Below are 20,571 nucleotides of genomic sequence, written 5' to 3'. Positions count from 1 at the left end.
ATGAAAGCCATGTCATTCGTTCCCGTCGGCAGCGAACCGCTGTCCCCGAAAGAGCTGTATCTCTTCGACATGGCGGGGCACCTAAAGATCCCGGAATTCATCAGCCCGGCTGCGGCCTGCGGCGCACCGGGAACAGCAGGTTCTCCCTCCACAACGGCTTCAGCGAGGTGTTCCAGTACGGGAGCGGCCGCACCGCACGCCGCAACATGAGCCACCAGCACACCTGCCACGACGGCAACCTCTACTGCATGTTCGTCAAACTGCTCATCCACCTCACCGACGCCCGATCGGCCGAGGACGGGTCGTTCTGCTGCTTGCAGGGATCCCGCAAAGCCAACTTTCCGTGGTTTCCTGAGACGACGTCATTCTCCGCCTGCCCCGCTGTGACAAAGGAGAACTTCCCATCGCTGGACACCACACCGGCCGCGACCGGGGACGCGATCCCGCTCGACGAGGCACTCTTTCACGGCACCCGGCCCAAGAGCACAGGCCCCGAGAGGCTGGTCCTCGCGTTCAGCTATGCGCCGGCATTCGTGACCGACTGGGCGGAAATCGACATCGATTCAGAAGATATTGCCAAGATCGGCCATTATTGACGTCAGAACCGCACGTGGACGGCGGTTGCGTCGTCGGAGACACGGGGCCGGGGCCACCGGCGGCACCGAGGGTCGGTCGCCTCGAACGCCCGCACCTCGTCGACGAGCACCTGTGGTCCGTCCTTGGCGAGGGTGTCCAGCACCTGCTCCCAGACCGCGATCCCGAGGGTCACCAGCCGGGCGGCACCGCTGGACAACAGCGCGGCCTGCCGTACGCTGCTCAGCTCCACCCGGCCGGAGCCCGGCCCGCCCGTCGTCGGTTCACCGTCCGCCTCCGCACGGCGGGTGAGAATGTCGAGGCCGCCCGGCAGCTCCAGGATCACCACCGCGTCACGGACGACCAGCCACTCCACCGCATCATCGACGACCCTGACGACAGCGGCAGCCGGCCCCGGCGGACCGGCAGCGGTGACGTCGTGCGGGCCCCGCCCCGTTCGCCGGAGCTCCGTCAGGGCGTCGGACAGGCACGACTCGATGCTGAGCGTGCGGTCGGCGAGCCGGCCCAGTACGGCGGGCCCGAGAACGTCCACGCACCCCCGCGCCCAGGAGTCCGCACCGTCGAGCAGTGCGCCGGCGCCGGTGGTCACACCGACCCAGTTTCCGGCCGGCCGGTCGCTGCCGGCGGCAAGGGTGGCGAACTCGGCCCGCATCCTTCGGCCTCCTCCCCACCACGCGCCCGTGGCGTGCCTCCCGAGTCGTGTACGACCGAAGATAGGGGTCACAGCAGTGCATGGCGAGACGACCGCACTCGATGTTCTTTCCCTTCCCGATCTGGTGGAGAGCCACCTCGGCAGCCGCCCCCGGACCGAACTGTGGCGCTGGTCGCACCTGTCCACGGTCCTCGCCCTGGAACTGGCGGACCGGCGCCGGGTGGTTGCCAAGATCCGCCCGTTCACCGACCGGCTGACCGGCTGCTGCCGGACCCACCGGCTGATGTGGCTGGCGGGCCTGCCGTGCGCCGAACCGCTGGGCGACCCGGTCCGCGTCGGCAGCCGGATCGTGACCATGGAAACCCTGGTGGACGACGGCACGGCGATCGACGTCGCGCCCCGTTCGTCGGCGCGGTCGGCCGCCGAACTCGCCCGCTTCGTCTCGACCGCCCCCAGCGTGACGGAGGCCGGCAGTCTCGGCCCGCCGCCGCCCTGGGTGTGGTGGAACCACGATCAAGGCGCGACCTGGCCGTTCCCCGACGACCAGGCCGAAGACCTCAACCAGCACCCGGGGCCGGACTGGCTGGACGACGCGGCCACCCGAGTACGCGAGCGCCTGTTCGCGCACGACCTCGGCGCCCCCGTCGTCGGCCACTGCGACTGGGAAGCGCAGAACATCATCTGGAAAGGCGGCACCCTGCACGCCGTACACGACTGGGACAGCATCGTGGCGCTCCCGGAAATCGTCGTCGCCGGTGCGGCCGCCGCGGTCCACGCCGTAGTGGGCGGCCGGCCCGGCGAGGCGACGATCCCCCACACGTCGCAGTTCCTCCACGCCTACCAAGAGGCCAGGCAACTGCCCTGGACCGCCGCCGACCACCAGGCCGGATGGGCCGCCGGCCTCTGGGTGCACTGCTTCAACGCCAAGAAGGCGACGAGGCGTTCCGACGGCGCTGCCGCCGTAGCCCGGCTGGCCGGTCACATCGAGGAACGGTTGCGGCTCGCCGGCGCGTAGCAGGCCGGTCCGCAGGCGAGTGTGCCACGAGCATGCAGCGCACGGCCGCAGCACCGTGACCCGCCTGCCCCGCATCCGTACATCGGAGTGATCTTCTCCGTCGCGCCCCGGGCGCACGCCGGCTGCGGCCGGAAACCATGCGCGGCGTGGGGCGGCCTCTCAGTGCTCCCGGGACTCCTGGGCGGACACCCGCAGCAGCCCGGATCTGGCCGCGGTGACGACTGCCTCCAGTTGACTGTGCGCGCCCAGCTTCGCCATGACGCGCTTCACGTGGCCGCGCGCCGTGTGCGGGCTCACCACGAGTTGCTCGGCTATCGCCCGGGGGCCGAGTCCCCGGCCCATCAGCTGCAGGACTTCCCGCTCCCGTGCGGTGAGCCGGGTCCGGTCGCCGTTACGCCGGGACGGGGCCGTCTCGTCCGACGAGGGGCCGAGCGCCGCGACGAGGATGCCGAGGGTGGACTCCTCGACGTACATCGGTCCCTCGGCCGGGGCCCGGATGGCCGCGAGCACGGTGGGGAACGCGCTGTCCTTGACGAGGAATCCGGCCGCTCCCGCCGAGGTGCCGGCCACCAGCTGGCCGGGGTCGGTGTCCGCGGTGAGCAGGAGTACCCGGGTGCGGGGGTGCGCGGCCCCGATCCGCCGGGTGCCCTCGATGCCGTTCGCGCCCGGGAGGTGGATGTCCATCAGCACCACGTCGGGGCTGTGCGCGGCGACGAGGGGCAGGGCCGCTTCGACCGTCGCCGCGGCGCCGACGCATGCGAGATCGGGCTGGGCCCCGATCGCGATCTCCAGCGCGTCCGCCAGCGTGCGTTCGTCCTCGACCACAAGTACTCGGATCATGGAAAATCCTCGCGGAAAAGCTGGTGCGATGGCGCGGTGGACCGCCCTCCGATCGTAGTCGCGCGGGGCTCCGGCATGGCCGAGAACGGTCGTCTCGCTGCAACAAGGCTCTGGCAGGTGAAGACGGCACCGCATAACTTGAGGCGTGGGGCAGCCATACGGCGGAGGCTTCACGATGCGCAGTGCCGACGACCCGCAACCGTGCCGCGGACCGGCCACGTACTCCTTCACGCTCTTCGTGGCCGGGGCGACGGAACGTTCCGATGCCGCGCGCTCGAACCTGCGGGGTCTGTGCGACGCCCGGCTCGCGGACGGCTACGAGCTCACGGTGATCGACGTCGTGCAGCAGCCCGAACTGGCCGACCGGTACCGCATCCTGGCGACCCCGACCGTCATCAAGCTCTCACCGCTCCCGCAGCGACGCGTCATCGGGGACCTGTCCGACCAGGGCCGCGCTGCCCTCGCGCTCGGGTTACCGGACCCGGACGAGCGGTCCCGCACGAGGCAGGGATGATGTGATGACCGCAATCGACGCCATCCCCAGGATTCCCACCGGCATCAACGGCTTCGATCAGATCGCCTTCGGCGGACTGCCCGCGGGACGCTCCTCGCTGGTGTGCGGGACGACGGGCAGCGGCAAGACCCTGTTCGCCATCGAGTTCCTGGCGCGGGGCGTACAGCACCACGGTGAGCCCGGGGTCTTCGTCACCTTCGAGGAGACCCCCGACGCCATCCGGACCAATGTCTCCTCCCTGGGCTTCCCGATCGCCCAGTGGGAGGAGCGGGGCGAGTGGGCGTTCATCGACGCCTCGGCGGACCTCGCCCAGGAGGCGCCGACGATCGGCTCGTACGACCTGGCCGCCCTGGTGGCGCGGATCACGCACGCGGTCCGCAAGGTCGGCGCCCGGCGCGTCACGCTCGACTCGATCGGCGCGATCCTCACCAACTTCGCCAGTGCCGGAGTCGTCCGCCACGAGGTCTACCGGATCGTCTCGGCGCTGGACGCCCTCGGTGTGACCACCGTGGTCACCGCGGAGCGGTCCGAGGAGTACAACGGGGTGTCGCGCTTCGGCGTCGAGGAGTTCGTGCTGGACAACGTCATCGTCCTGCGCAACGTCCTGCGGCAGGAGCGGCGCCGCAGGACCGTCGAGATCGTCAAGTTCCGGGGTGCCACGCACCGTACCGGCGAGTGGCTGTTCACCATCGGCCCGCAGGAGGGCATCGTGATCATGCCCCTGGCCTTCCTGCAGTCGCGTGAGCGTGCGTCGACCGAGCGGGTCTCCTCCGGCAATGCGGGCCTGGACGCCATGTGCGGCGGTGGCTTCTTCCGGGACTCGGTCGTGCTGCTCACCGGCCCCACCGGCACCGGCAAGACCCTGTCGAGCCTGTTCTTCGCGGCCTCCGCCGTCGAGGCCGGGGAGCGCTGCCTGCTCCAGAGCTTCGACGAGACCCGCGAACAGCTCGGCCGCAACGCCGCGAGCTGGGGGCTCGACCTCGACGCCATGGAGGCTTCGGGCCTGCTGCGCGTCGTGTCCGAATACCCCGAAGTGGCCTCGCCCGAGGAGCACTTCCTGCGGATGCGGCGCGTCATCGAGGAGTTCCACCCCTCCCGCGTGGCCATCGACACCCTCTCCGCACTCGAACGCATCGTCAGCTCACGCGCGTTGCTCGACTTCGTCATCTCCCTGGGAGCGGTCCTGCGCCACCACGAGATCACGACGCTGCTCACCTCGGCCCCCACCGGCCGGGTCACTCCGACCGTCACACCGGCGATCGCGATGGAGGTCGCCAGCCTCACCGACGTGACGATCCTGTTGCGCTATGTGGAGGCCCAGGGCGAGATCCAGCGCGGCATCGCCGTGCTGCAGACCCGCGGCTCCCACCACGACCACAGCATCCGCCAGTTCCTGATCGACGACACCGGCATGCACATCGGCGAACCGATGCGCGGCCTGTCCAACGTCCTCAGCGTGGCCTATCCGCCGTCCGGCGGTGTGCCCCAGAGCGCGCCCCCGGTCGGTGAAGAGCAGCGGGCGCCCTGGACCGCGCAGGATCCCGGCGCGGGCCCCGATGGCTGACGGCGAGCGGCCGAAGGGCACGGCCCCCTCACCCGATGGGCCTGAGGAGGCCGAACCGGGCCGCTCCCCGGGCATCGGGTCGCACGGTTACCCGATCGAGGCGGTCGTGGCAGCGGCGCCCGACGGGATCGTCGCCGTCGACGAAGAGGGGCGCGTCAGGCTCTGCAACCCGGCCGCCGCCGAACTGTTCGGCCGGCCGACGCGGGAACTTCTCGGCCTCCCCTTCGGTTTCCCGCTCACGGCCAGGGGAGCGGCCGAGCTCGACCTCGTCCTGCCGTCGGGCTCGGGACGTGTCGTCGAGATGCGGGTCACGGCGACGCACGCCTCCGGCGAACGCCTCTACATCGCGACGCTGCGGGACGTCACCGAGCGGCACCGGGCGCAGCGCGCGCTGGAGGCGGCCCTCGCCCGGCAGGACACCGTGATCGCCGTCACGGCGCACGAGCTGCGCAACCCGCTTGCCACGATCAGCGTGCTCGCGCACACGCTGCGGGACGCGGGCGTGCGGCTGACCGACGCGCAGCGCACAGACATCGCGAACCGCATCATCGACAGCACCGGACGGCTGCAGTCCCTCGTACGCAAGCACCTGGCCGCGGCGAGGATCGACGCGAAAGTCACTTACGCCACCCCGCAGCACGTCCCCGTCCTGGAGTTCATCCTCGAACAGCTCGGCGCACTGGAAGAAGGCGCCCCCGAGGTGGACGTGGAATGCCGGCCCGACGTGGTGGCGTACGTGGATCGCGACGACCTGTGGGAGATGCTGGCCAACTACCTCGAGAACGCCTTCACCTACGGCATGACACCGATCCGTATCAGCGTCACCGCCTCGGCGGACCACCTGGACATCCGCGTCCACGACGCCGGGCCGGGCGTGCCGCCGGACGTCGTACCGCGCCTCTTCCGACGCTTCAGCCGTGCGCCCGCCGCGGCGCCCGGAAGGCAGGGCACCGGCCTGGGCCTGTGGATCGTCCGCAACCTCGCGCGGGCCGGCGGCGGGGACGCCTGGTACGAGCCGGGGGCACCGACGGGCGCCAGGTTCTGCCTGCGCCTGCGGCGCGCTCCACCAAATCAGGACCATGGGCCCGACGAGCCCCGCCCTGCCTCATGACGTGCCGAGAACCAGGCCGGAGCCAGGGGGCGCAGCAGGGAAACGGTCTTTCGACGAGACGAGGGCAGGCGGCCGTCGCCCTCGTAGGAGTGGCGTGCGGAACGTGGTTTTCGAGGCTTCCGATCATCTGTGGTGCGTCGTCCTGGTATCACACGCCGTAACGGGTGAGGACGATACGGGCGATGTCGGCACGGGGCAGCCTCTTGGAGATCGCGGTGGCCTGGAGCCAGGCGGTGGCGTCGTGGGTGCTGATGCCCTGGGCCGCGGCGAGGACGCCGATGGCGGTGTTGATGTCACCGGCGTCGGCGGCGACCCGGAGCTGCTGGGTGATCTCGGTGTCCAGGTCGGCGAGCAGCACCACGGTGGTGAGGTCGGCGAACGTCGGGGCGTCGGCGGGCGGCCCTTCGGGGTGGGGACTCGGCCGGGTGCGGTAGAGGGTGAGGGTGCCGAGTGTGGTGGTCGCGGTACGCAACGGGTACGCGAAGATCGCCGAGACGCCGGTCCGGCACACGGCGTCGGTGAAGAAAGGCCACCGGCCACTGTCCTGATCCACGGTGGGTACCAGCACGGGTTCACCGCTGCGGTACGCGGTCAGCGACGGGCCCTCCCCGGTGACCCATTGCAGTTCCTCGGCGCGGCGGGCGCAGGGGGAGCTGACGGCGAGGTGGTGCGGCGTGGTGCCGCTGTCGTGCAAGGTGATCGCGGCGGCGTCGACAGTCGGCAGTGCCCGCACCGCGGCTGCGCAGACGGCGTCGGCGCAGCCCGCGGGAGGGGCGGGGCGGGCGGCGTGGACGATCCGGTGCCACAGGGCGTCGCGGCGCGCGAGGCCGGCGGCCGGCAGCCCGCCGGGGGCGGTGCGGGCGGTTTCCCAGGCGCTGTGGGCGCGGGCGTAGCGCGCGGCGGCCAGCATGGCGCGCCGCAGCATCGCCGGCGGCTGCCGCGCGGGATCCCAGGTGTCGGCTCCTGTGCTCGGCGGGTCGAGGACTTCGTGGGCGGCGGTGATGTCCTCGACGTGGTGCAGCACGCCGACCACGCGCCCGTCGGCGTCGGTCAGGGGGGAGTTGACCGGGCTCCAGATCTTGGGGCGGAAGGTGGTGGGGGTGCCGGGGTCGGGGATGTCGTAGCGTTGCACCCCCATCTCGTGCGGTGTGCCGCGGCGCAGCACCCTTTCCAGGGAGGCGGCGAGGTTGCGTACGCCGGTCGCCGTGGGGTCCTCGGGGTTGTCGGGGAAGGCGTCGAAGAGCAGGGTGCCGGCCAGGTCGTCGAGCGTACGTCCGGTCGCCGCCAGGTAGGCCGGGTTGACGCCACAGATGCGCAGGTCGGTGTCGAGCACCACGTACGGGGCCGCCGTGACCTGGAACAGTTGGTGTTCGGCCGTAGCCCGCAGGACCTTGTGCACCACCGTGGGCCTCCCTGGAGTTCCTCGTCGGCCGAAGTCGCGTAGCAGCCATACTGCCCCGTCGGCGACGGGCATGTGTCAGCGTTGGGCCAACGCGCCCGGATACGCGTATTCGGCCGCGTCGAAGCCCCCATCGGGGCTGCGGACAGGGCCCGCTCCTTGGCGTCCGGCTGCCCGTACTGTGGGGCAGGCCGCGAGTCCTTGTTCAGGTGGGGGCGCGGGGCAGGCGCAGGCGCCCGGTCCCGATGCCGTGGGCGACGTCCGCGACATCCGCGACGGGGCGGCGGCGAACGCGTGGGGGCGGCCGGTGGCGAACGCGTGGGGGCGCAGGCGTGCCAGGGCGTGGGACAGCCGGATCTGGAGCTGCATGCATGCTGAGCAGACTCAACGACCTGCACATCCGGCACTCTTCTCACGACGACACCGGCGACTCCTGATCCAGCGCTCCACCCAATCACCGCGGGCTCACCTCCGCTCCAGGGAAAAGGTGCTGCCGCCGAGTGTTGCTCGCTTGCGGCACGGATGTGCCTTGAGGAACAGGAGCGCGCCGCCCGGTGCGAACAACTTGTCGACGTGATGCCGTCCGGCCGTTCCGCCGGGACGGCAGCGGCACTGGCGCCGGCTCTGGCACCGGCTCTGGCTTTGCCGTCAACTACTGTCGATCCCCACACTGTGACGCCTTGCCAGGGTTCTTGACGGGGCGTCACAGTTGCACATGCATCTGCCATTCAGGGCCGCTGACGGCTACCCAGGGGCTTTCGCGGCATCACCTCGGTCCACCACCCATGGGGCCATAGTTGGCGGTCAGAGTCTCAGCATATTCGTCTGGGACGGTCCGGTCGGCGAAGGTCAAGGGGAGATAGGACTCCAGCGCGCCTGCCACCTCCAAGAAGGGGCCGAACCGAGCACGCCATTCAGTTCGTGCTGCCGGACTCGGGAAACCACGGAAAACTGCGACTTCCGGATCCCTCTCGCCCCAGCACCCCCATCTCCCGGAAGGCCCGGTCACTGCAATGACCTTCGCCGAAATTGCAATCGATCCCATGATGTCGCCGTTCGGCTCATGTCCGACCTCTGCCCAATAGTCGTCCATGTCGGCATCGACAGACAGTGAGATTGCCGGATACATCCCATACTCCGGGAGGTGGAACCCTTCGGCATCTGGTTCGAGAACCAGCAACTCAACCCGCGTGTCACCGTGCCATCGGGCCATCGCGCAGAGCGCTGGCCAGAATTCCGGGGCCAGGACGGCGTCGAACTCGCAGAACAGAGAATCCTGCGCATCCTCTACGAAGACCTGGCGAGGCAGCCTGGCGTCGAGATTAAAGGCTGCTGCACCGTGAGAGCGGACATTCAGGTATCCACTTCGGTCGACGACCGAACTGGCCCCTGCCATCAGTCCTCACCTGGCCTGACCTCTATATCAGCGTTCTTGGATCCCGTCTTGCAGAAATGGGCAGTCCATCCTTTGTGGTTGTCAGCCTCTCCGCGAAGTAGGTACCTAGAACCGTCTACCTCGTACATGATGTCCGGCCCCTTGTCGGTGCGAGTGAACCCGTTCGCCTCAAGATTCTTTCCGAATTCCTCAGGCCCTGCGTCCGTTGCTTTGTTCAGCATGCGAGCGCCAGGACGGGTGATGTCCTCGTACTTTACGGGTGATGTCCTCGTCCTTCGAGGAAGGCGGGCACCCAGTGCTGTTGTGGACGAGCGCCCGACGCCCAGTTCGCTACCAGGTCAGTACTACTTCCAGGGGTCGGTGAAGGAACGACCGGGCACCGGCTTGGCGATGAGGGCCACGGCGCTGAAGAAGTTGACCTGACCGATCGCGAACATCAAGGTGGCCAGCGACTTGGCGTCGTAGTACTCGGCCACCTGGGCATACAGTTCGTCCGAGACCCGCTCACTGCCCGCGCACGGCTGCAGCACCGCCTCCACGAGCGCCAGCGCGGCCCGCTCGGCGGCGGTGAAGTACGGCGAGTCCCACCAGGACGCCACCGACGTGATCCGCTCCTCCGACTCCCCGCCCGTGCGCAGGAAACCGGTGTGCAGAACGGTCAGGTACGTACTTCCCACCAGCTGACCGGCCCGCAACTGGACCAGACTGATCGTGGCACGCGGCACCGAACCGTTCCCGACAAGCTTGAACAACGCCGCCGACACCTCCGCCAGCTCCGGAACAAGCTCCGCCGGGTCCTCCGGCATCCGCGGAACCATCGGAACCTCCGCCGTGATCGCACGCGTTTCCATAGTCGACAACTCCTCAAGCCTAGAAACAGGTCCTGCTGTCCTCCCTCTGACGGAGCCCGACGCAACGATGTGACAGGCGGACGAAAATCAAAGGAGCAGCAGCGGCATCAGTTTGTCGCCGGCGCGGTCGAGTGGGCCGACCGGTTGCGTGAGGAGTTCGGCCAGGCGTTCCCCGACGAGATCGCGCCGTCCGAGCGCACGTCCGGAGCCGAAGCCGCGGAGCGGGGCACCGTCGGCTCCGGCGGCCCCACCGGCAGCGCCGCCCCCGCCCCGCAACGCTCCGTCAGTCCTCCGCAGCGCGTCCGACCTCGGCCAGCGTCCCGCCGCCGGTCAGGCGTGCGCTGACCTGCGCCCGTGCGTTCGCGGGGGCCCGTACGGCGAGGGTCCGCCCCGCCGCCGAGGCCCGCACCGCCCCCGTCGCCTCGATGCCGGTGACCGCCCGGCTGCCCGCGGCCAGCAGGTAGGTGTGCCCGGACTGCGCGCGCCAGCCTGTGCTCGCGACGACGTGCTGACCGAAGCGGCTGCACGCTGCGGTCGACCGCTCCCGGGCCACCACCCGTGGCGCCGCCCCGGGCGCGGTGAACCGTACGCTCACCTGACAGCCACGCCTACCAGGGCTCCGACCTGGGAAAATCAGGCCGTCGTCTGGTCGACTGGGAGAGGAGTGGGAAACGGTGGCGTCCACAGGCCTCCGGCTGCCCGGTAAAAAACCCTCCCACCGCTCTTGCTGGGCCTCCACGATGTTCTGCTCCATCTTGAGGGTCAGGTTGCTGTACAGCCCTTTGACGCCGGCAAGCTCGTGTCCCATGCGGGTCTCGATGGCGGTATCGCTGTGCCCCTCTTCTTCGAGGCACTCTTTCATCCAGTGCCGCAGCCGGTAGATCGGCCACCCGCCCACCGCGAACTCCTCCACGGGCGGGATGGCGGGCCGCGGAAGGCCCCGGAGCCCCTCGCGGGCGGGGGCTCCGTCCCGGATCGGCCACCAGTAATCCCGTCCGAAGGATGCCCCGAGCAGCGTCCCGCCGTTGATCGAGGGGAACGACCACGGGGAGGTGTGCGATGCCGCGAGCGCGGTGTGCATGGCCGTCAGGAAGGGTGCCTGGACGAGGGTGCGGTGGGAGTCGTACTTCGGGGCGGTGAGTGTCTTCTTCCCGTCCACCCACTGGTGCTGGAACTGCACCCGGGTCGCGGGCATCCGCGCGTACCGCTCCTGGAACTCCTTGCGCTGCTCCCGGTCGGGCTCGGAGGTTGGCCAGGCCGGCGCCGCGTAGACCTTCTGCAGCCCGAACATCTCCCCGGGCCGCATCCCCTGGAAGGCCGCGTCCCAGATGTAGGTCCAGCCGGTGAAGCCCCACACCGTGTACGCGTTCACGGCGAGTTGGTAGACCGGGCCCATGGCCAGGGGGCGCTTCTTCTTGCGGACCTTTTTCACAAACCGGCCGCGGCGAGGAGTGGGCGGCGGGATGGGGGTGTCGGTCCGGAGCCGGTACCGCTGCACGGCGTCGGTCATCAGCATGCCGAAGACCATGAGGATGTCATCGACGTAGGTCCGGGCCAGTTCCTTGCGCTCCACCTTCTGGTGGAGCGCGTTCTTCCAGGCGATGTACTCCGGGGTTTCGATCTCGTTGACGCGGCGCCTGTCCCACTGCTTGTTGATCTGGGCTTTGAGTATCGAGCGGTACCGCTTGACGGACCCCGGACGCAGATCCTGGTCGGGCAGCCAGACCTCCGAGCCGTACTCGTCCATCAGGAGGTCGCTGCGGCTCGTGGCCATGCGCGTGCCGTGGCGGACCTCGTACTCGCGATCCAGACCGTAGGTGTAGGCGGTCTCCTCGTCGTCGAAGCCGCTCTTGCTCTCGTACTTCTTCCTGCCGTTCGCCAGGTACTCACCGGACCACCATTTGATCCGGCACTTGTTTCCGCGCCATTCGATGTACGGCATGCCGCCCCCGAACCTGCTGGATGGTCTCAGATGCCACCCGCCACGAGTTCCCTCCGCGGTGACGGGCAGCAGCACTGGCTGCCCGAGGTGCTGTCGCTGCGCTGACAGTCCGGCGCCTTCGGGGCGCCGGAAGGGACCGGCGGAGTCTCGTTTTGCGCCGCCCACGGTATACCGCCCGGCGGAAAGGGCCGTGGCGGTGCGCTCGGTGCGAGGAAGTCCGCGGTGGACTGTTGTGACACGTGCGTTGCGCGGGGCGTCCGTGCGGGACGGTTTGATCAGTACGATGCCCGCAGCCGGTGTGGTTGAGGCGGGCGGACGGGCAAGGCTCCATGGAGCCGGGTGTACTGAGCAGCTGCCCCGCACCAGACCGCGCGATGTGGATGTTCTCGGCAAATGCCCATGACGTCGGGGCACCGCTGCGACCTGCGCCATCCGGTGTCAGAAGCACGTCCTCGGCATCGTCACGCAGGGGCGACGGCGGCCGAATCCGCATTATCCGCCTGGTCACCGACCCGCACCACCAACGCGTCGCTCCGTCGGCGTGGCTTCGTGTTCGGTGTACGAGGAGCTCTTGCAGAGTGATCTTTTCAAGTGACGTGGTGGGGTGGGGACACTCACGTGCGCCGGACTCAATGACCGAGACGACGGAGCGCCCTACGCCTGGGAGAACCTGCGGTGGTTGTGCAGCCCCTCCCTCGGCGGCGAATCGCCCCCTGGAATTCGCCTGCGGGGAGGGCGTAGAGCTGGGCGACGACGCCGGTACAACGCCGGAACTCCGCCGCGCCTGCGGGGAGGACTACGCCCGGAGTCTTGCTCGTTCACGGCGTCTCGAAGCACCCCCGCCCCTGCAGGGAGGACTCCACCCCGTTTGCACGATCTGCAATCGCGACCGAAGCACCCCCGCGCCTGCGGGGAGGACCCCAACCTGCTCGCGCACTGGGACGGCGACGACGAAGCACCCCCGCGCCTGCGGGGAGGACCAGTGGAAGCCCGCCCGCACTCTCCCCTCGGACGAAGCACCCCCGCGCCTGCGGGGAGGACCCGCCCTCCCCCCCGGCGGTGGCTGAGCGCCATCGAAGCACCCCCGCGCCTGCGGGGAGGACGGTTATCCACACCCTCCGAGCCGGCATCGCACCGAAGCACCCCCGCGCCTGCGGGGAGGACCAGATATCCGGCACCTCGGAGACGTGGCAGACCGAAGCACCCCCGCGCCTGCGGGGAGGACTCCGATGACCGGAACCACGGCCTTGCCGCGCTCGAAGCACCCCCGCGCCTGCGGGGAGGACAAGCGCAGTAATGCTAGTTGAGCAGATCATGACGAAGCACCCCCGCGCCTGCGGGGAGGACGGCATCGACAGCGGAGAGCCGCCCGCCCGGCGCGAAGCACCCCCGCGCCTGCGGGGAGGACTCCAGACGGTCGTCCGGGAAGACGCCGTCGAGCGAAGCACCCCCGCGCCTGCGGGGAGGACCCTCCGTCGGGCGGGCAGGCTGGGCAGGTGAGCGAAGCACCCCCGCGCCTGCTGGGGTCCCTGCCCGAAGCACCCCCGCGCCTGCGGGGAGGACCCACAGGCGAGGCGCGTACACGTCCTCCCAGACGAAGCACCCCCGCGCCTGCGGGGAGGACGGCCGCATCGGCGAGGACGAGTGGGAGGCTCTCGAAGCACCCCCGCGCCTGCGGGGAGGACGCACCTGCCTCGCAGAGCACTCACCGGACGGGCGAAGCACCCCCGCGCCTGCGGGGAGGACGCCGCCAAGGACGCCGTGGGCGCCGTCGAAAGCGAAGCACCCCCGCGCCTGCGGGGAGGACGGGAACGTGACCCATTTCTGGGAGAACGTCTACGAAGCACCCCCGCGCCTGCGGGGAGGACCAGCGCTACATCCTCGGTGCGTCGGAGAGCGCCGAAGCACCCCCGCGCCTGCGGGGAGGACCGGAGGCCGTACTCCAGACGCAGGCCGACCGGCGAAGCACCCCCGCGCCTGCGGGGAGGACTCCGATCAGCGAGTGATGACTGAGGCCGACGGCGAAGCACCCCCGCGCCTGCGGGGAGGACCTGCGGCAGGGCCTGAGCGTGGTGGGCAAGGCCGAAGCACCCCCGCGCCTGCGGGGAGGACCCATCCCAGCGGTTGACAGCCGCCGGGCCGGTCGAAGCACCCCCGCGCCTGCGGGGAGGACCCTTTCTGACCTGCGACTTAAAAAGGGGTTTGCTCGTTCTTTGCCTTGTGTGTGCCGGTCATGCGGATAAGGGTGAGGCCGTCGAAGTCGATGGGGGTGCGGCGGCGGGTGCCTGCGGTGCGGAGGGCGTAGCCCTGTTCGGTGTCGGCAGGGTGGACGAGGAGGGCGGCGCCGTCTCCGACGGTTTCGGTGACGGCTTGCCAGAGTTGGTCGCGGACGCGTGCGGATACCGCGCCGACGAAGATGCCTGGGACGACTTCGCTGGTCCAGCGGCTGAGGGCGCCTCGGAGATGGTCGGGGACGGCTGTGGTGGCGATGACGAGCAGGGAAGGCATCAGCGGTCGCCGCCGGCGTAGTTGACTCCGGCGGGCAGGATGCCCTTTTTGGGGTCCCAGAGGTGGACCATGTCGACGTCGTGGCGTTCGCTGTGGTCGGTGGCGGTGGTGGCTTCTGGGGTGAGGAGGTGCTGGGTGTCGCGGACGATGCGGGGCAGCAGGCGCAAAAGACGGAGGTTGTCGCGAAAGCGGCGGCGGGCTTCCTGCTCCGGGTGGGGCGATTGGTGTAGGGCGAAGGCCAGGGGAAGGGTGGTTTCGGCTTTGTAGAGGTCGGCGATGTCGTAGACGAAGGCGTGCTGGGTGCCGGCGTGGACGAAGCCGAGGGCGGGGGAGAGGCCGAGAGCGAGCAGGGCGGCGTGCACGATGCCGTAGAGGCAGCTGTTGGCGGCGGACAGGGCGAGGTTGACGGGGTCTTGCGTGTCCCATTGGTCGGGGTGGTAGTTGCGGCGGAAGCGCCCGATGCCGTGCTGCTGGGCGAGGATTTTGTAGAGGGCCTTCATGCGCTGTCCTTCCATGCCGCGCAGTTGGTCGAGGTCGACGGTGTTGGGCAGGTCGGCATCGGCAAAGCGCATCTCGTACATGCGGCGGGCGGTGTGCAGGCGGCGGTCGGGGTCGGCCCAGGCGGAGGTCTGGAGTTCGAGCCAGTGAGTGGTCAGGGAGTCGGGCAGGATGCCGGCGTACGTGCGAACGCCTGCCGCGCCGACGCACACGACGGTGGTGCCGTGGCGGGCGAGGGTGGTCAGGGCGGGTGTGGTGATGGAGACGCCGGGGCCGAGGAGGAGGCAGGAGAGGGCGGCGGTGGGGAGGTAGACGAGGTCAGTACGGTCACCGGCCTGGATCTGCGCGCAGACGCCGGTGTCGTCCTGGACGACGCGGACCATGTCCAGGTACAGGAAGGACAGGGAGTCGGCGATGCGCGGCAGCATGGCCAGGGTGGGGGCGGCGAGCCGTCTGCGGGCGTCGCCGCCCTTGCGGGGCGTGCTCATCGGGTGGTGGCGGGGGCGAGGCTGAGGAGGCCGGCGCCGTAGGGTTTGGCTCGGCCGATGCCGGTGGTCAGGGCGTGGGTGAGGGCGGTGGGGTCGGTGATGGTGGCGGTGCCGTCGTAGCGCATGAGGCTGTGGCGCATGGAGGATGCGTCCTTGCCGTGCGGGCGCACGGGCTGCAGCGGGGTGGGGATGAGGGTGGTCAGGTGGAGGCCGGCGTCGGCGGCGCGGCGGGTCCACCACTGGTCGGCGTCGGCTCCGGCGAGGGGGATGATGCGGCCGCGTCTGCTGCCGGCGGACTTCGGCAGGAGTTCGCGTTTGGAGGGGTTGACGACGATGCGGTAGCGGACGGTGAGCTTTTCGCGCAGCGCCTGGAACATGGGGGCGAGGCTTTTGACCTCGCCGTGGCCGTAGCCGTCGCCGAGGCGGGTGAGGTCGAGGTGGCGGGCCTGGACGAGCAGGGTGCTGGCGGTGTCGCTCTCGTCGATGCGGTAGAGGAGGCCGGCCTGCTGGCGGGCGCTGTGGCCGAGGTGGTCCGGGACCAGGCGCATGGCGGTGCGGTGCATTTCGGTGGCGTCGCGCAAATCGCGCTGGACGTCGCGGCTGTGCGGGTTGAGCCGGATGCGCGCGAGCAGGGGGTGGTCGGTCATGCGTGGTCCCGGGCGTAGTCGATCAGTCGGGGGAGCAGGGTGTGCTGGGGGCCGGCGAGGGCGGCGGGGAGCTGTTCGGTGGTGCGGTGCAGGGTGCGCGAGCCGTAGGCGCGGGCCTGGGGGGAGAAGCTGAGCGGGATGTCGTTGACGCTGACGGTGTCGGCCTCGGCGCCGGGCTGCCCGTCGGTGGGCGGGTGTTCGTAGAGGAACGGGACGGCGAGGGTGGCGGTGCCGGAGCTTGTCGGCTGGGGGGTGCGGCTGAGCGGGACACGGGTGCGCAGTTCGGTCTCGGGGTCGGCGGCGCGGGCGTGCAGCAGGAGCGGCTCGTCGGGCACGCAGGAGCGGCGGCCGAGGTAGGGGGCCCAGCAGGGGCGGCGCAGGGCGCGGGCCAGGCGGTCGATGGTGGGCTCGGGCCCGGAGACCGCGACGACGAACACCGCGTCGGCCAGGTAGTGGCGGCGGGTGATGACGGCGGCGCCCTTGTTGCTGCCGCCGCTGGTGGCCGCCGTACGGGAGGTGCGACGGCCGCCGCCGGCGGTGTGGTAGTCGATCAGCGGGACGCCGGGCCGGTCGATGCGGATGGTGAACCGCAGCGGCCGGTAGCGGTGCAGGGCGCCGCTGTCGTCGCGGCTGATGCCTTCGGCGGCGGCGAACATCCCGGTCAGGGCGGAGCGGGTGGGAAACGGCGCCGTGTCGCGCACCGGGGCGAACGCGGAGCGTTCGCCCCAGGACTGCAGCGGTCCGGCCAGGCGCAGGATCAGTGCGCTCATGCCGGCTGCCCGGGGGCGGGAAGGGCGCTGTCGACCGCGGCTTGGGTGAGCTGGTCGAAGGAGTCGTGGGCGTCGCCGATCCCGGCCAGCTGCTCGTCGGGGGCGATGGTGGTGTGGCCGTGGAAGCGCCGGCGGCGCTGGCCGGTCAGCCGGTTGATCTGCGTCGCGTAGGAGGCCAGCGCGGTGCGTGAGGCGGGGGAGAAGCCGCCGCGGCCATCGGCGGTCACGGGGGTTTCAAAGGCGGCGGCCAGCGAGATGGGACGGTGCTCGCGCACGGCGAGGTAGGCCAGGTCGGGCAGGGTGTGCGGGGCGGTGCTGGTGCGCTTGGCCTGGGGCAGGGAGAACAGGAAGTGCTCGGCGAAGGACTGCAGCACGGTGCGGGCCGTTTTAGCGTCGCCTTCCAGGTTCTTGATCAGGTCGGTGACGTTGACGGTGGCGTAGCGGTAGAAGACCCCGGCGCTGAACTCCGCGGTGTCCAGGTGGCCGCTGCCGGTTTCCGTCTCGCCGGTCCAGTCGTCGACGGCGGTGAAGTAGTCGCGCTGGGGCTCGGCGGCGTGCGTGGTGAAGGCATGGGCGACCTGCGCCGCGCCGTCGACGTTGGCGCCGGGCACCTCCGCCAGCATGCGGCCGAGCAGGCTGATGGACGAGGTGCGCTGCTTGAGGATGTCCTCGATGCGCTCCGCGGGCAGCAGTCGTCCCGGCTTCTTGGCCGTCTGGCCCTTCTCCAGGGCCGCACGGTGATCTGAGCACACCGCGGCCAGGTCCTCGATCGCCGCCGCAGGCACGAACAGCAGCACGGAGGTGTGCCCCTCCTTTTCCGTGCCGATGCCCTTCTTCCCGACGCTGGCGACGACCTGCTCTCCCGCGAACTCCGCGAGCGGCTTCGGCCAGCCCGCGTCCTCCAGCTTTTGACGGACCTTGACGGGCACCATCCGGGTCCGCACGGCCTTCTCGCCGAGGTCGGTCTCCACGCCGTCGCGGATCACCCGCTTCCAGGACTGGCTGGAGACCCGGATGCGGGGTGCGTTGCCGTACCTGACCTGCTTGGGCGAGCCCAGGTCGTCCCGGTTGAGGTTGGCGACCGGGACCGACTGCAGGGCGCTGAGGTCCAGGTAGAGGCTCATGACTCGTTCTCCTCGGTGCTGTCGTTGAGTGCGTTCGGTACGGTCAGGTCGGCCGGGTTCTCGGCGTGCAGGACCCGGAAGTAGCTCTCCAGCCAGCGGGTGGCGATGCGGTCCCGGTCACGGTCCCAGCGGGCGAGGTCCTCCAGCAGCACCGCCCAGTCCACCGCCACGCCCCCGTTGGCCAGCTGCCGGGTGAGCGCCGGCAGCCCGGGGTGGATGCTCTCGGCGCTCTGCCGGCACATCAGGTGCAGGACGTTCTCGGCCGACCGGGCCTTGAGGACGCCGTCGGCCGCGGCGTATCCCAGGCAGGCGCCCAGGTTCGCGCGCGCGAACCAGTTCTCCGGCGGCCGCCCCTCGTGCCAGCCCGCCGGCTCGGCGTCGCGTACGGCACGGGGGCGGGCCGCGATGAGGGCGGCCACCGCGTAGTACGCGCGCCGCTGCTCGCGGGGGACCTGCTTGCCGTGGGTCGGGGCGAGGAAGGGCACCAGGTAGCGGTGGAGGTAGTTGCAGCGGTCGACGGGCAGGCCGAGCCCGCGGCGCAGTTCGGCGCGCGTGCGGTTGGAGGCACACAGCTGTTGGACGTAGGCGATGAACCGGTCGGAGGCGCGCTGTTGGCTCGGCCGCGCCGCGGGCGCGGAGGGTGTACTGCTCATGGCACTTCCCTAACGGGGGTGACGGTGGGCCGGGGCATCACCGCATGCGGTGACAGGTGGTGGTGGGGTGGAGCGGGGAATGATGCGGGTGCGGTCGGGTCAGTCGGCCGTGGCCGGGCGCAGCAGCGCCAGCAGCAGGCCGCGGGCCCGGCTGCGGGCCCGGGCCACGCGGATGTCGGCCCTGCTGACCCCGCCGACGGCCGCGTCCAGCGCGGTCAGCGCCGCCTCTACGAAGGGCCGCATGACCTCCGTCCCGGACTGCTCGGGGACGGCCAGGCGCCAGAACGTGTCCTCGGCGGCCGGCCAGAACCGGTGCAGCGCCGCGGACGCCCACGGTCCGGGCTTGCGGCGATCGAGACGGACCTTGGCCGTCGGCGAGGCGTCCGCGGCCGGGTCGGCGGACAGCTTCCAGCCGACCATGGCGGCGAGCTCCAGCCGTTGCCCGGTGCGCTCGGCCGCCTCGTGACAGCGGGCGATGTGGTGGGCCATGGACCGGTCGTTCTCCTCCTGCCACTGCAGCACCGGGGGAGTCGTCGCCTGGAACCAGACGCTGTCTTTCTGCTGCCCGTCCTGGTCGAAGCCGTACGCCCGCACCCGCAGCGTCGGCCGCAGGGCCTTGGGCAGCTCCTCCAGGCAGGGCGGGCGCTGCGCGTCGGTGCGGCTGGTCTTCAGCAGCAGCGCGTCCACATCGCGCCACAGCGCCCGGGCGCTGTCCGCCTCCCGCGGCTGGAAGTCGCCGTCCGCGCGCCGGTCCAGGATCTGGTACGGGTCGCGCACCCGGTGGAGCCGTTCGTGGGTGGCCCAGGTGAGGTAGGCGTCGGTGACCGCGCGGTGATCTGCGGACGGCACCAGAAGGGCGGCGTGCCGGAACCGGCCGGTCAGCAGCCGCCCCGGCCAGGTCAGGGGCTCAAGCGGCGCCAGCGGGGAGCGGAGGTCCTCCTCCCATGGACACGCATCCTGTCCTCCTTCGTCCGGGGCCGTATCGGGGCGGGGCACGGCCAGCACCAGCGTGGTGAACAGCTCTCGCCCCCAGGGGAAGTACGACACGGATTTGCGCAACGGGGCCGCGTCGGTGCTGCCGGTGCGCTGGTCGGTGATGCGCCGGGGGGTGCACTGGCCCGACGGGCCGAAGAACAGCTGCGCGATCAGGTGCCAGGCGGCCTCGGCCGCGGGGACCGGCGCCGGCGCGGCGTCGGTGAAGTGCCCGAACAAAATGGCGCCGTTGACGCCGGTCGGCCGTCCGAAGACGAGCTTGTTGACCCCCGACGGATTCGGCTCGCCGCTCGCCGTGACGCACTCCGTCGCCAGCCGCGGATCCTGCAGGAACGGCCGCGCGGCATCGAAGAGATCGAATCGGCCCGCCGGCACCGCCTCATCGAAGTACGCGTCCACCGCGCCGGGTTCGAACCTGCCGTGACGCAGGATCTTGTGTCGCAGTCGCAGCCAGTCCTGGAGGTTCTCCGCCGGCCCCGGATCGCCGAGTGTGTCCCCGTGTGCGCCGGCGACCCGGGCCGTCACCGCGGCCAGGATGCGCAGCAGGCCCGCCGCGGCCGGTGCCACCGGCAGCTCCAGGTCGGTGATCTCGTGCGCCCGCTGGAGAACCCCGCGCAGCCCCAGCCGCTGCGGCGCACCGTCTGCTAAGCGCACCGGAATCCACGGCTCGTCCCGCAGATCGAACCCCCCACCCACCGCCATCCCCTCTCACCGACGAAACGCAGCACAGCACACCCCGGACCGGGGCGCGCCTTCGCCAACGGTGTGCCTGCCGCGACGTGTTGCACATCCAAGCACCCGCCACTGACAACGGGCGTCCGGGGCCGGGTCCCACGGCCGAGTGAACCAGAGCCGGCGATCGTCCGCAGCCCAATCAAGCTGAAAGACCGGGGAGTTCAAGAGGGGGGTCGGTACGTGAGGGCGGTGCCCGCGATGGGCCGGATGGGGGGAACGAGCCGACGGCCGCCCGCACGCGCAGGCGCCGACGCTGCGTGCCGCGTCGGCTGCGGCG

At 70.7% G+C, this 20,571-nt stretch carries 18 protein-coding genes and 1 CRISPR repeat array; of the genes, 5 read left to right on the top strand and 13 right to left on the bottom strand.

Going from position 1 to position 20,571, the window contains the following annotated elements; genetic code table 11:
* Positions 1 to 248: 248 nt before the first annotated feature.
* Positions 249 to 596, top strand: a complete 348-nt coding sequence (locus tag OEIGOIKO_RS02690) for a phytanoyl-CoA dioxygenase family protein (RefSeq protein ID WP_148112426.1) — start codon at positions 249 to 251, stop codon at positions 594 to 596.
* A gap of 2 nt (positions 597 to 598) precedes the next feature.
* Here the strand turns inward: OEIGOIKO_RS02690 and OEIGOIKO_RS02685 are convergent, their stop codons facing one another.
* A complete protein-coding gene (locus OEIGOIKO_RS02685) occupies positions 599 to 1,246 on the bottom strand; it encodes a hypothetical protein (RefSeq protein WP_125051479.1) in 648 nt (215 codons plus the stop codon).
* A 76-nt stretch (positions 1,247 to 1,322) separates the two neighbouring features.
* On the opposite strand from OEIGOIKO_RS02685, the gene OEIGOIKO_RS02680 reads away from it, so the two are divergent.
* Complete coding sequence (locus OEIGOIKO_RS02680; RefSeq protein WP_125051477.1) at positions 1,323 to 2,261, top strand: phosphotransferase; 939 nt, start codon at positions 1,323 to 1,325, stop codon at positions 2,259 to 2,261.
* A gap of 159 nt (positions 2,262 to 2,420) precedes the next feature.
* On the opposite strand, the gene OEIGOIKO_RS02675 is transcribed toward OEIGOIKO_RS02680, so the two are convergent.
* Complete coding sequence (locus OEIGOIKO_RS02675) at positions 2,421 to 3,101, bottom strand: response regulator (protein ID WP_125051475.1); 681 nt, start codon at positions 3,099 to 3,101, stop codon at positions 2,421 to 2,423.
* Positions 3,102 to 3,276: 175 nt separating this feature from the next.
* Between OEIGOIKO_RS02675 and OEIGOIKO_RS02670 the strand changes: the two genes are divergently transcribed.
* The 3 genes from OEIGOIKO_RS02670 to OEIGOIKO_RS02660 are packed head-to-tail and all read left to right on the top strand — an operon-like array spanning position 3,277 to position 6,290.
* Entirely contained in the window at positions 3,277 to 3,615 is a 339-nt protein-coding gene (locus OEIGOIKO_RS02670; protein ID WP_125051473.1) for a circadian clock KaiB family protein, read from the top strand.
* 4 nt (positions 3,616 to 3,619) lie between these two features.
* Positions 3,620 to 5,179: a circadian clock protein KaiC gene (kaiC, locus tag OEIGOIKO_RS02665; RefSeq protein ID WP_125051471.1), complete on the top strand. Its 1,560-nt coding sequence runs from the start codon at positions 3,620 to 3,622 to the stop codon at positions 5,177 to 5,179.
* Complete coding sequence (locus OEIGOIKO_RS02660) at positions 5,172 to 6,290, top strand: PAS domain-containing sensor histidine kinase (protein ID WP_125051469.1); 1,119 nt, start codon at positions 5,172 to 5,174, stop codon at positions 6,288 to 6,290. Before kaiC ends, OEIGOIKO_RS02660 begins: the two co-directional genes overlap by 8 nt.
* A gap of 148 nt (positions 6,291 to 6,438) precedes the next feature.
* Here OEIGOIKO_RS02660 and OEIGOIKO_RS02655 read toward each other — a convergent pair whose 3' ends face one another.
* The 11 genes from OEIGOIKO_RS02655 to casA all read right to left on the bottom strand — a co-directional run bounded on the left by OEIGOIKO_RS02655 (position 6,439) and on the right by casA (position 20,261).
* Complete coding sequence (locus OEIGOIKO_RS02655; protein ID WP_170251508.1) at positions 6,439 to 7,692, bottom strand: PAS domain-containing protein; 1,254 nt, start codon at positions 7,690 to 7,692, stop codon at positions 6,439 to 6,441.
* Between the two features lie 763 nt (positions 7,693 to 8,455).
* A complete protein-coding gene (locus OEIGOIKO_RS02650) occupies positions 8,456 to 9,085 on the bottom strand; it encodes a hypothetical protein (RefSeq protein ID WP_125051464.1) in 630 nt (209 codons plus the stop codon).
* A 344-nt stretch (positions 9,086 to 9,429) separates the two neighbouring features.
* Complete coding sequence (locus tag OEIGOIKO_RS02645; protein ID WP_125051462.1) at positions 9,430 to 9,936, bottom strand: carboxymuconolactone decarboxylase family protein; 507 nt, start codon at positions 9,934 to 9,936, stop codon at positions 9,430 to 9,432.
* Between the two features lie 283 nt (positions 9,937 to 10,219).
* The gene (locus OEIGOIKO_RS02635; RefSeq protein WP_125051458.1) at positions 10,220 to 11,878 is read right to left on the bottom strand and encodes an integrase; all 1,659 of its coding nucleotides are present in this window, start codon (positions 11,876 to 11,878) and stop codon (positions 10,220 to 10,222) included.
* A gap of 768 nt (positions 11,879 to 12,646) precedes the next feature.
* Positions 12,647 to 14,051: direct repeats of the CRISPR family, unit length 29 nt; unit sequence CGAAGCACCCCCGCGCCTGCGGGGAGGAC.
* Positions 14,052 to 14,068: 17 nt separating this feature from the next.
* Positions 14,069 to 14,386, bottom strand: a complete 318-nt coding sequence (gene cas2e, locus OEIGOIKO_RS02630; RefSeq protein ID WP_125051456.1) for a type I-E CRISPR-associated endoribonuclease Cas2e — start codon at positions 14,384 to 14,386, stop codon at positions 14,069 to 14,071.
* A complete protein-coding gene (gene cas1e, locus OEIGOIKO_RS02625) occupies positions 14,386 to 15,312 on the bottom strand; it encodes a type I-E CRISPR-associated endonuclease Cas1e (protein WP_125058397.1) in 927 nt (308 codons plus the stop codon). Before cas1e ends, cas2e begins: the two co-directional genes overlap by 1 nt.
* Before the next feature lie 56 nt (positions 15,313 to 15,368).
* The gene (locus OEIGOIKO_RS02620; protein WP_125051454.1) at positions 15,369 to 16,019 is read right to left on the bottom strand and encodes a type I-E CRISPR-associated protein Cas6/Cse3/CasE; all 651 of its coding nucleotides are present in this window, start codon (positions 16,017 to 16,019) and stop codon (positions 15,369 to 15,371) included.
* The gene (cas5e, locus tag OEIGOIKO_RS02615; protein WP_125051452.1) at positions 16,016 to 16,789 is read right to left on the bottom strand and encodes a type I-E CRISPR-associated protein Cas5/CasD; all 774 of its coding nucleotides are present in this window, start codon (positions 16,787 to 16,789) and stop codon (positions 16,016 to 16,018) included. The genes OEIGOIKO_RS02620 and cas5e overlap by 4 nt, the downstream gene beginning before the upstream one ends.
* A complete protein-coding gene (gene cas7e, locus OEIGOIKO_RS02610) occupies positions 16,786 to 17,913 on the bottom strand; it encodes a type I-E CRISPR-associated protein Cas7/Cse4/CasC (RefSeq protein ID WP_125051450.1) in 1,128 nt (375 codons plus the stop codon). Before cas7e ends, cas5e begins: the two co-directional genes overlap by 4 nt.
* Positions 17,910 to 18,566 (bottom strand): type I-E CRISPR-associated protein Cse2/CasB, encoded by a 657-nt coding sequence (gene casB / locus OEIGOIKO_RS02605; protein WP_246177162.1) that lies wholly within the window; start codon positions 18,564 to 18,566, stop codon positions 17,910 to 17,912. The genes cas7e and casB overlap by 4 nt, the downstream gene beginning before the upstream one ends.
* 99 nt (positions 18,567 to 18,665) lie before the next feature.
* Positions 18,666 to 20,261 (bottom strand): type I-E CRISPR-associated protein Cse1/CasA, encoded by a 1,596-nt coding sequence (casA, locus tag OEIGOIKO_RS02600; RefSeq protein ID WP_125051448.1) that lies wholly within the window; start codon positions 20,259 to 20,261, stop codon positions 18,666 to 18,668.
* Positions 20,262 to 20,571: the final 310 nt, after the last annotated feature.

It is taken from the genome of Streptomyces paromomycinus (assembly GCF_003865155.1).
GTDB lineage: Bacteria > Actinomycetota > Actinomycetes > Streptomycetales > Streptomycetaceae > Streptomyces > Streptomyces chrestomyceticus.
The sequence above is the reverse complement of the archived record's forward strand: the minus strand, read 5'-3'. Positions and strand labels throughout refer to the sequence as shown.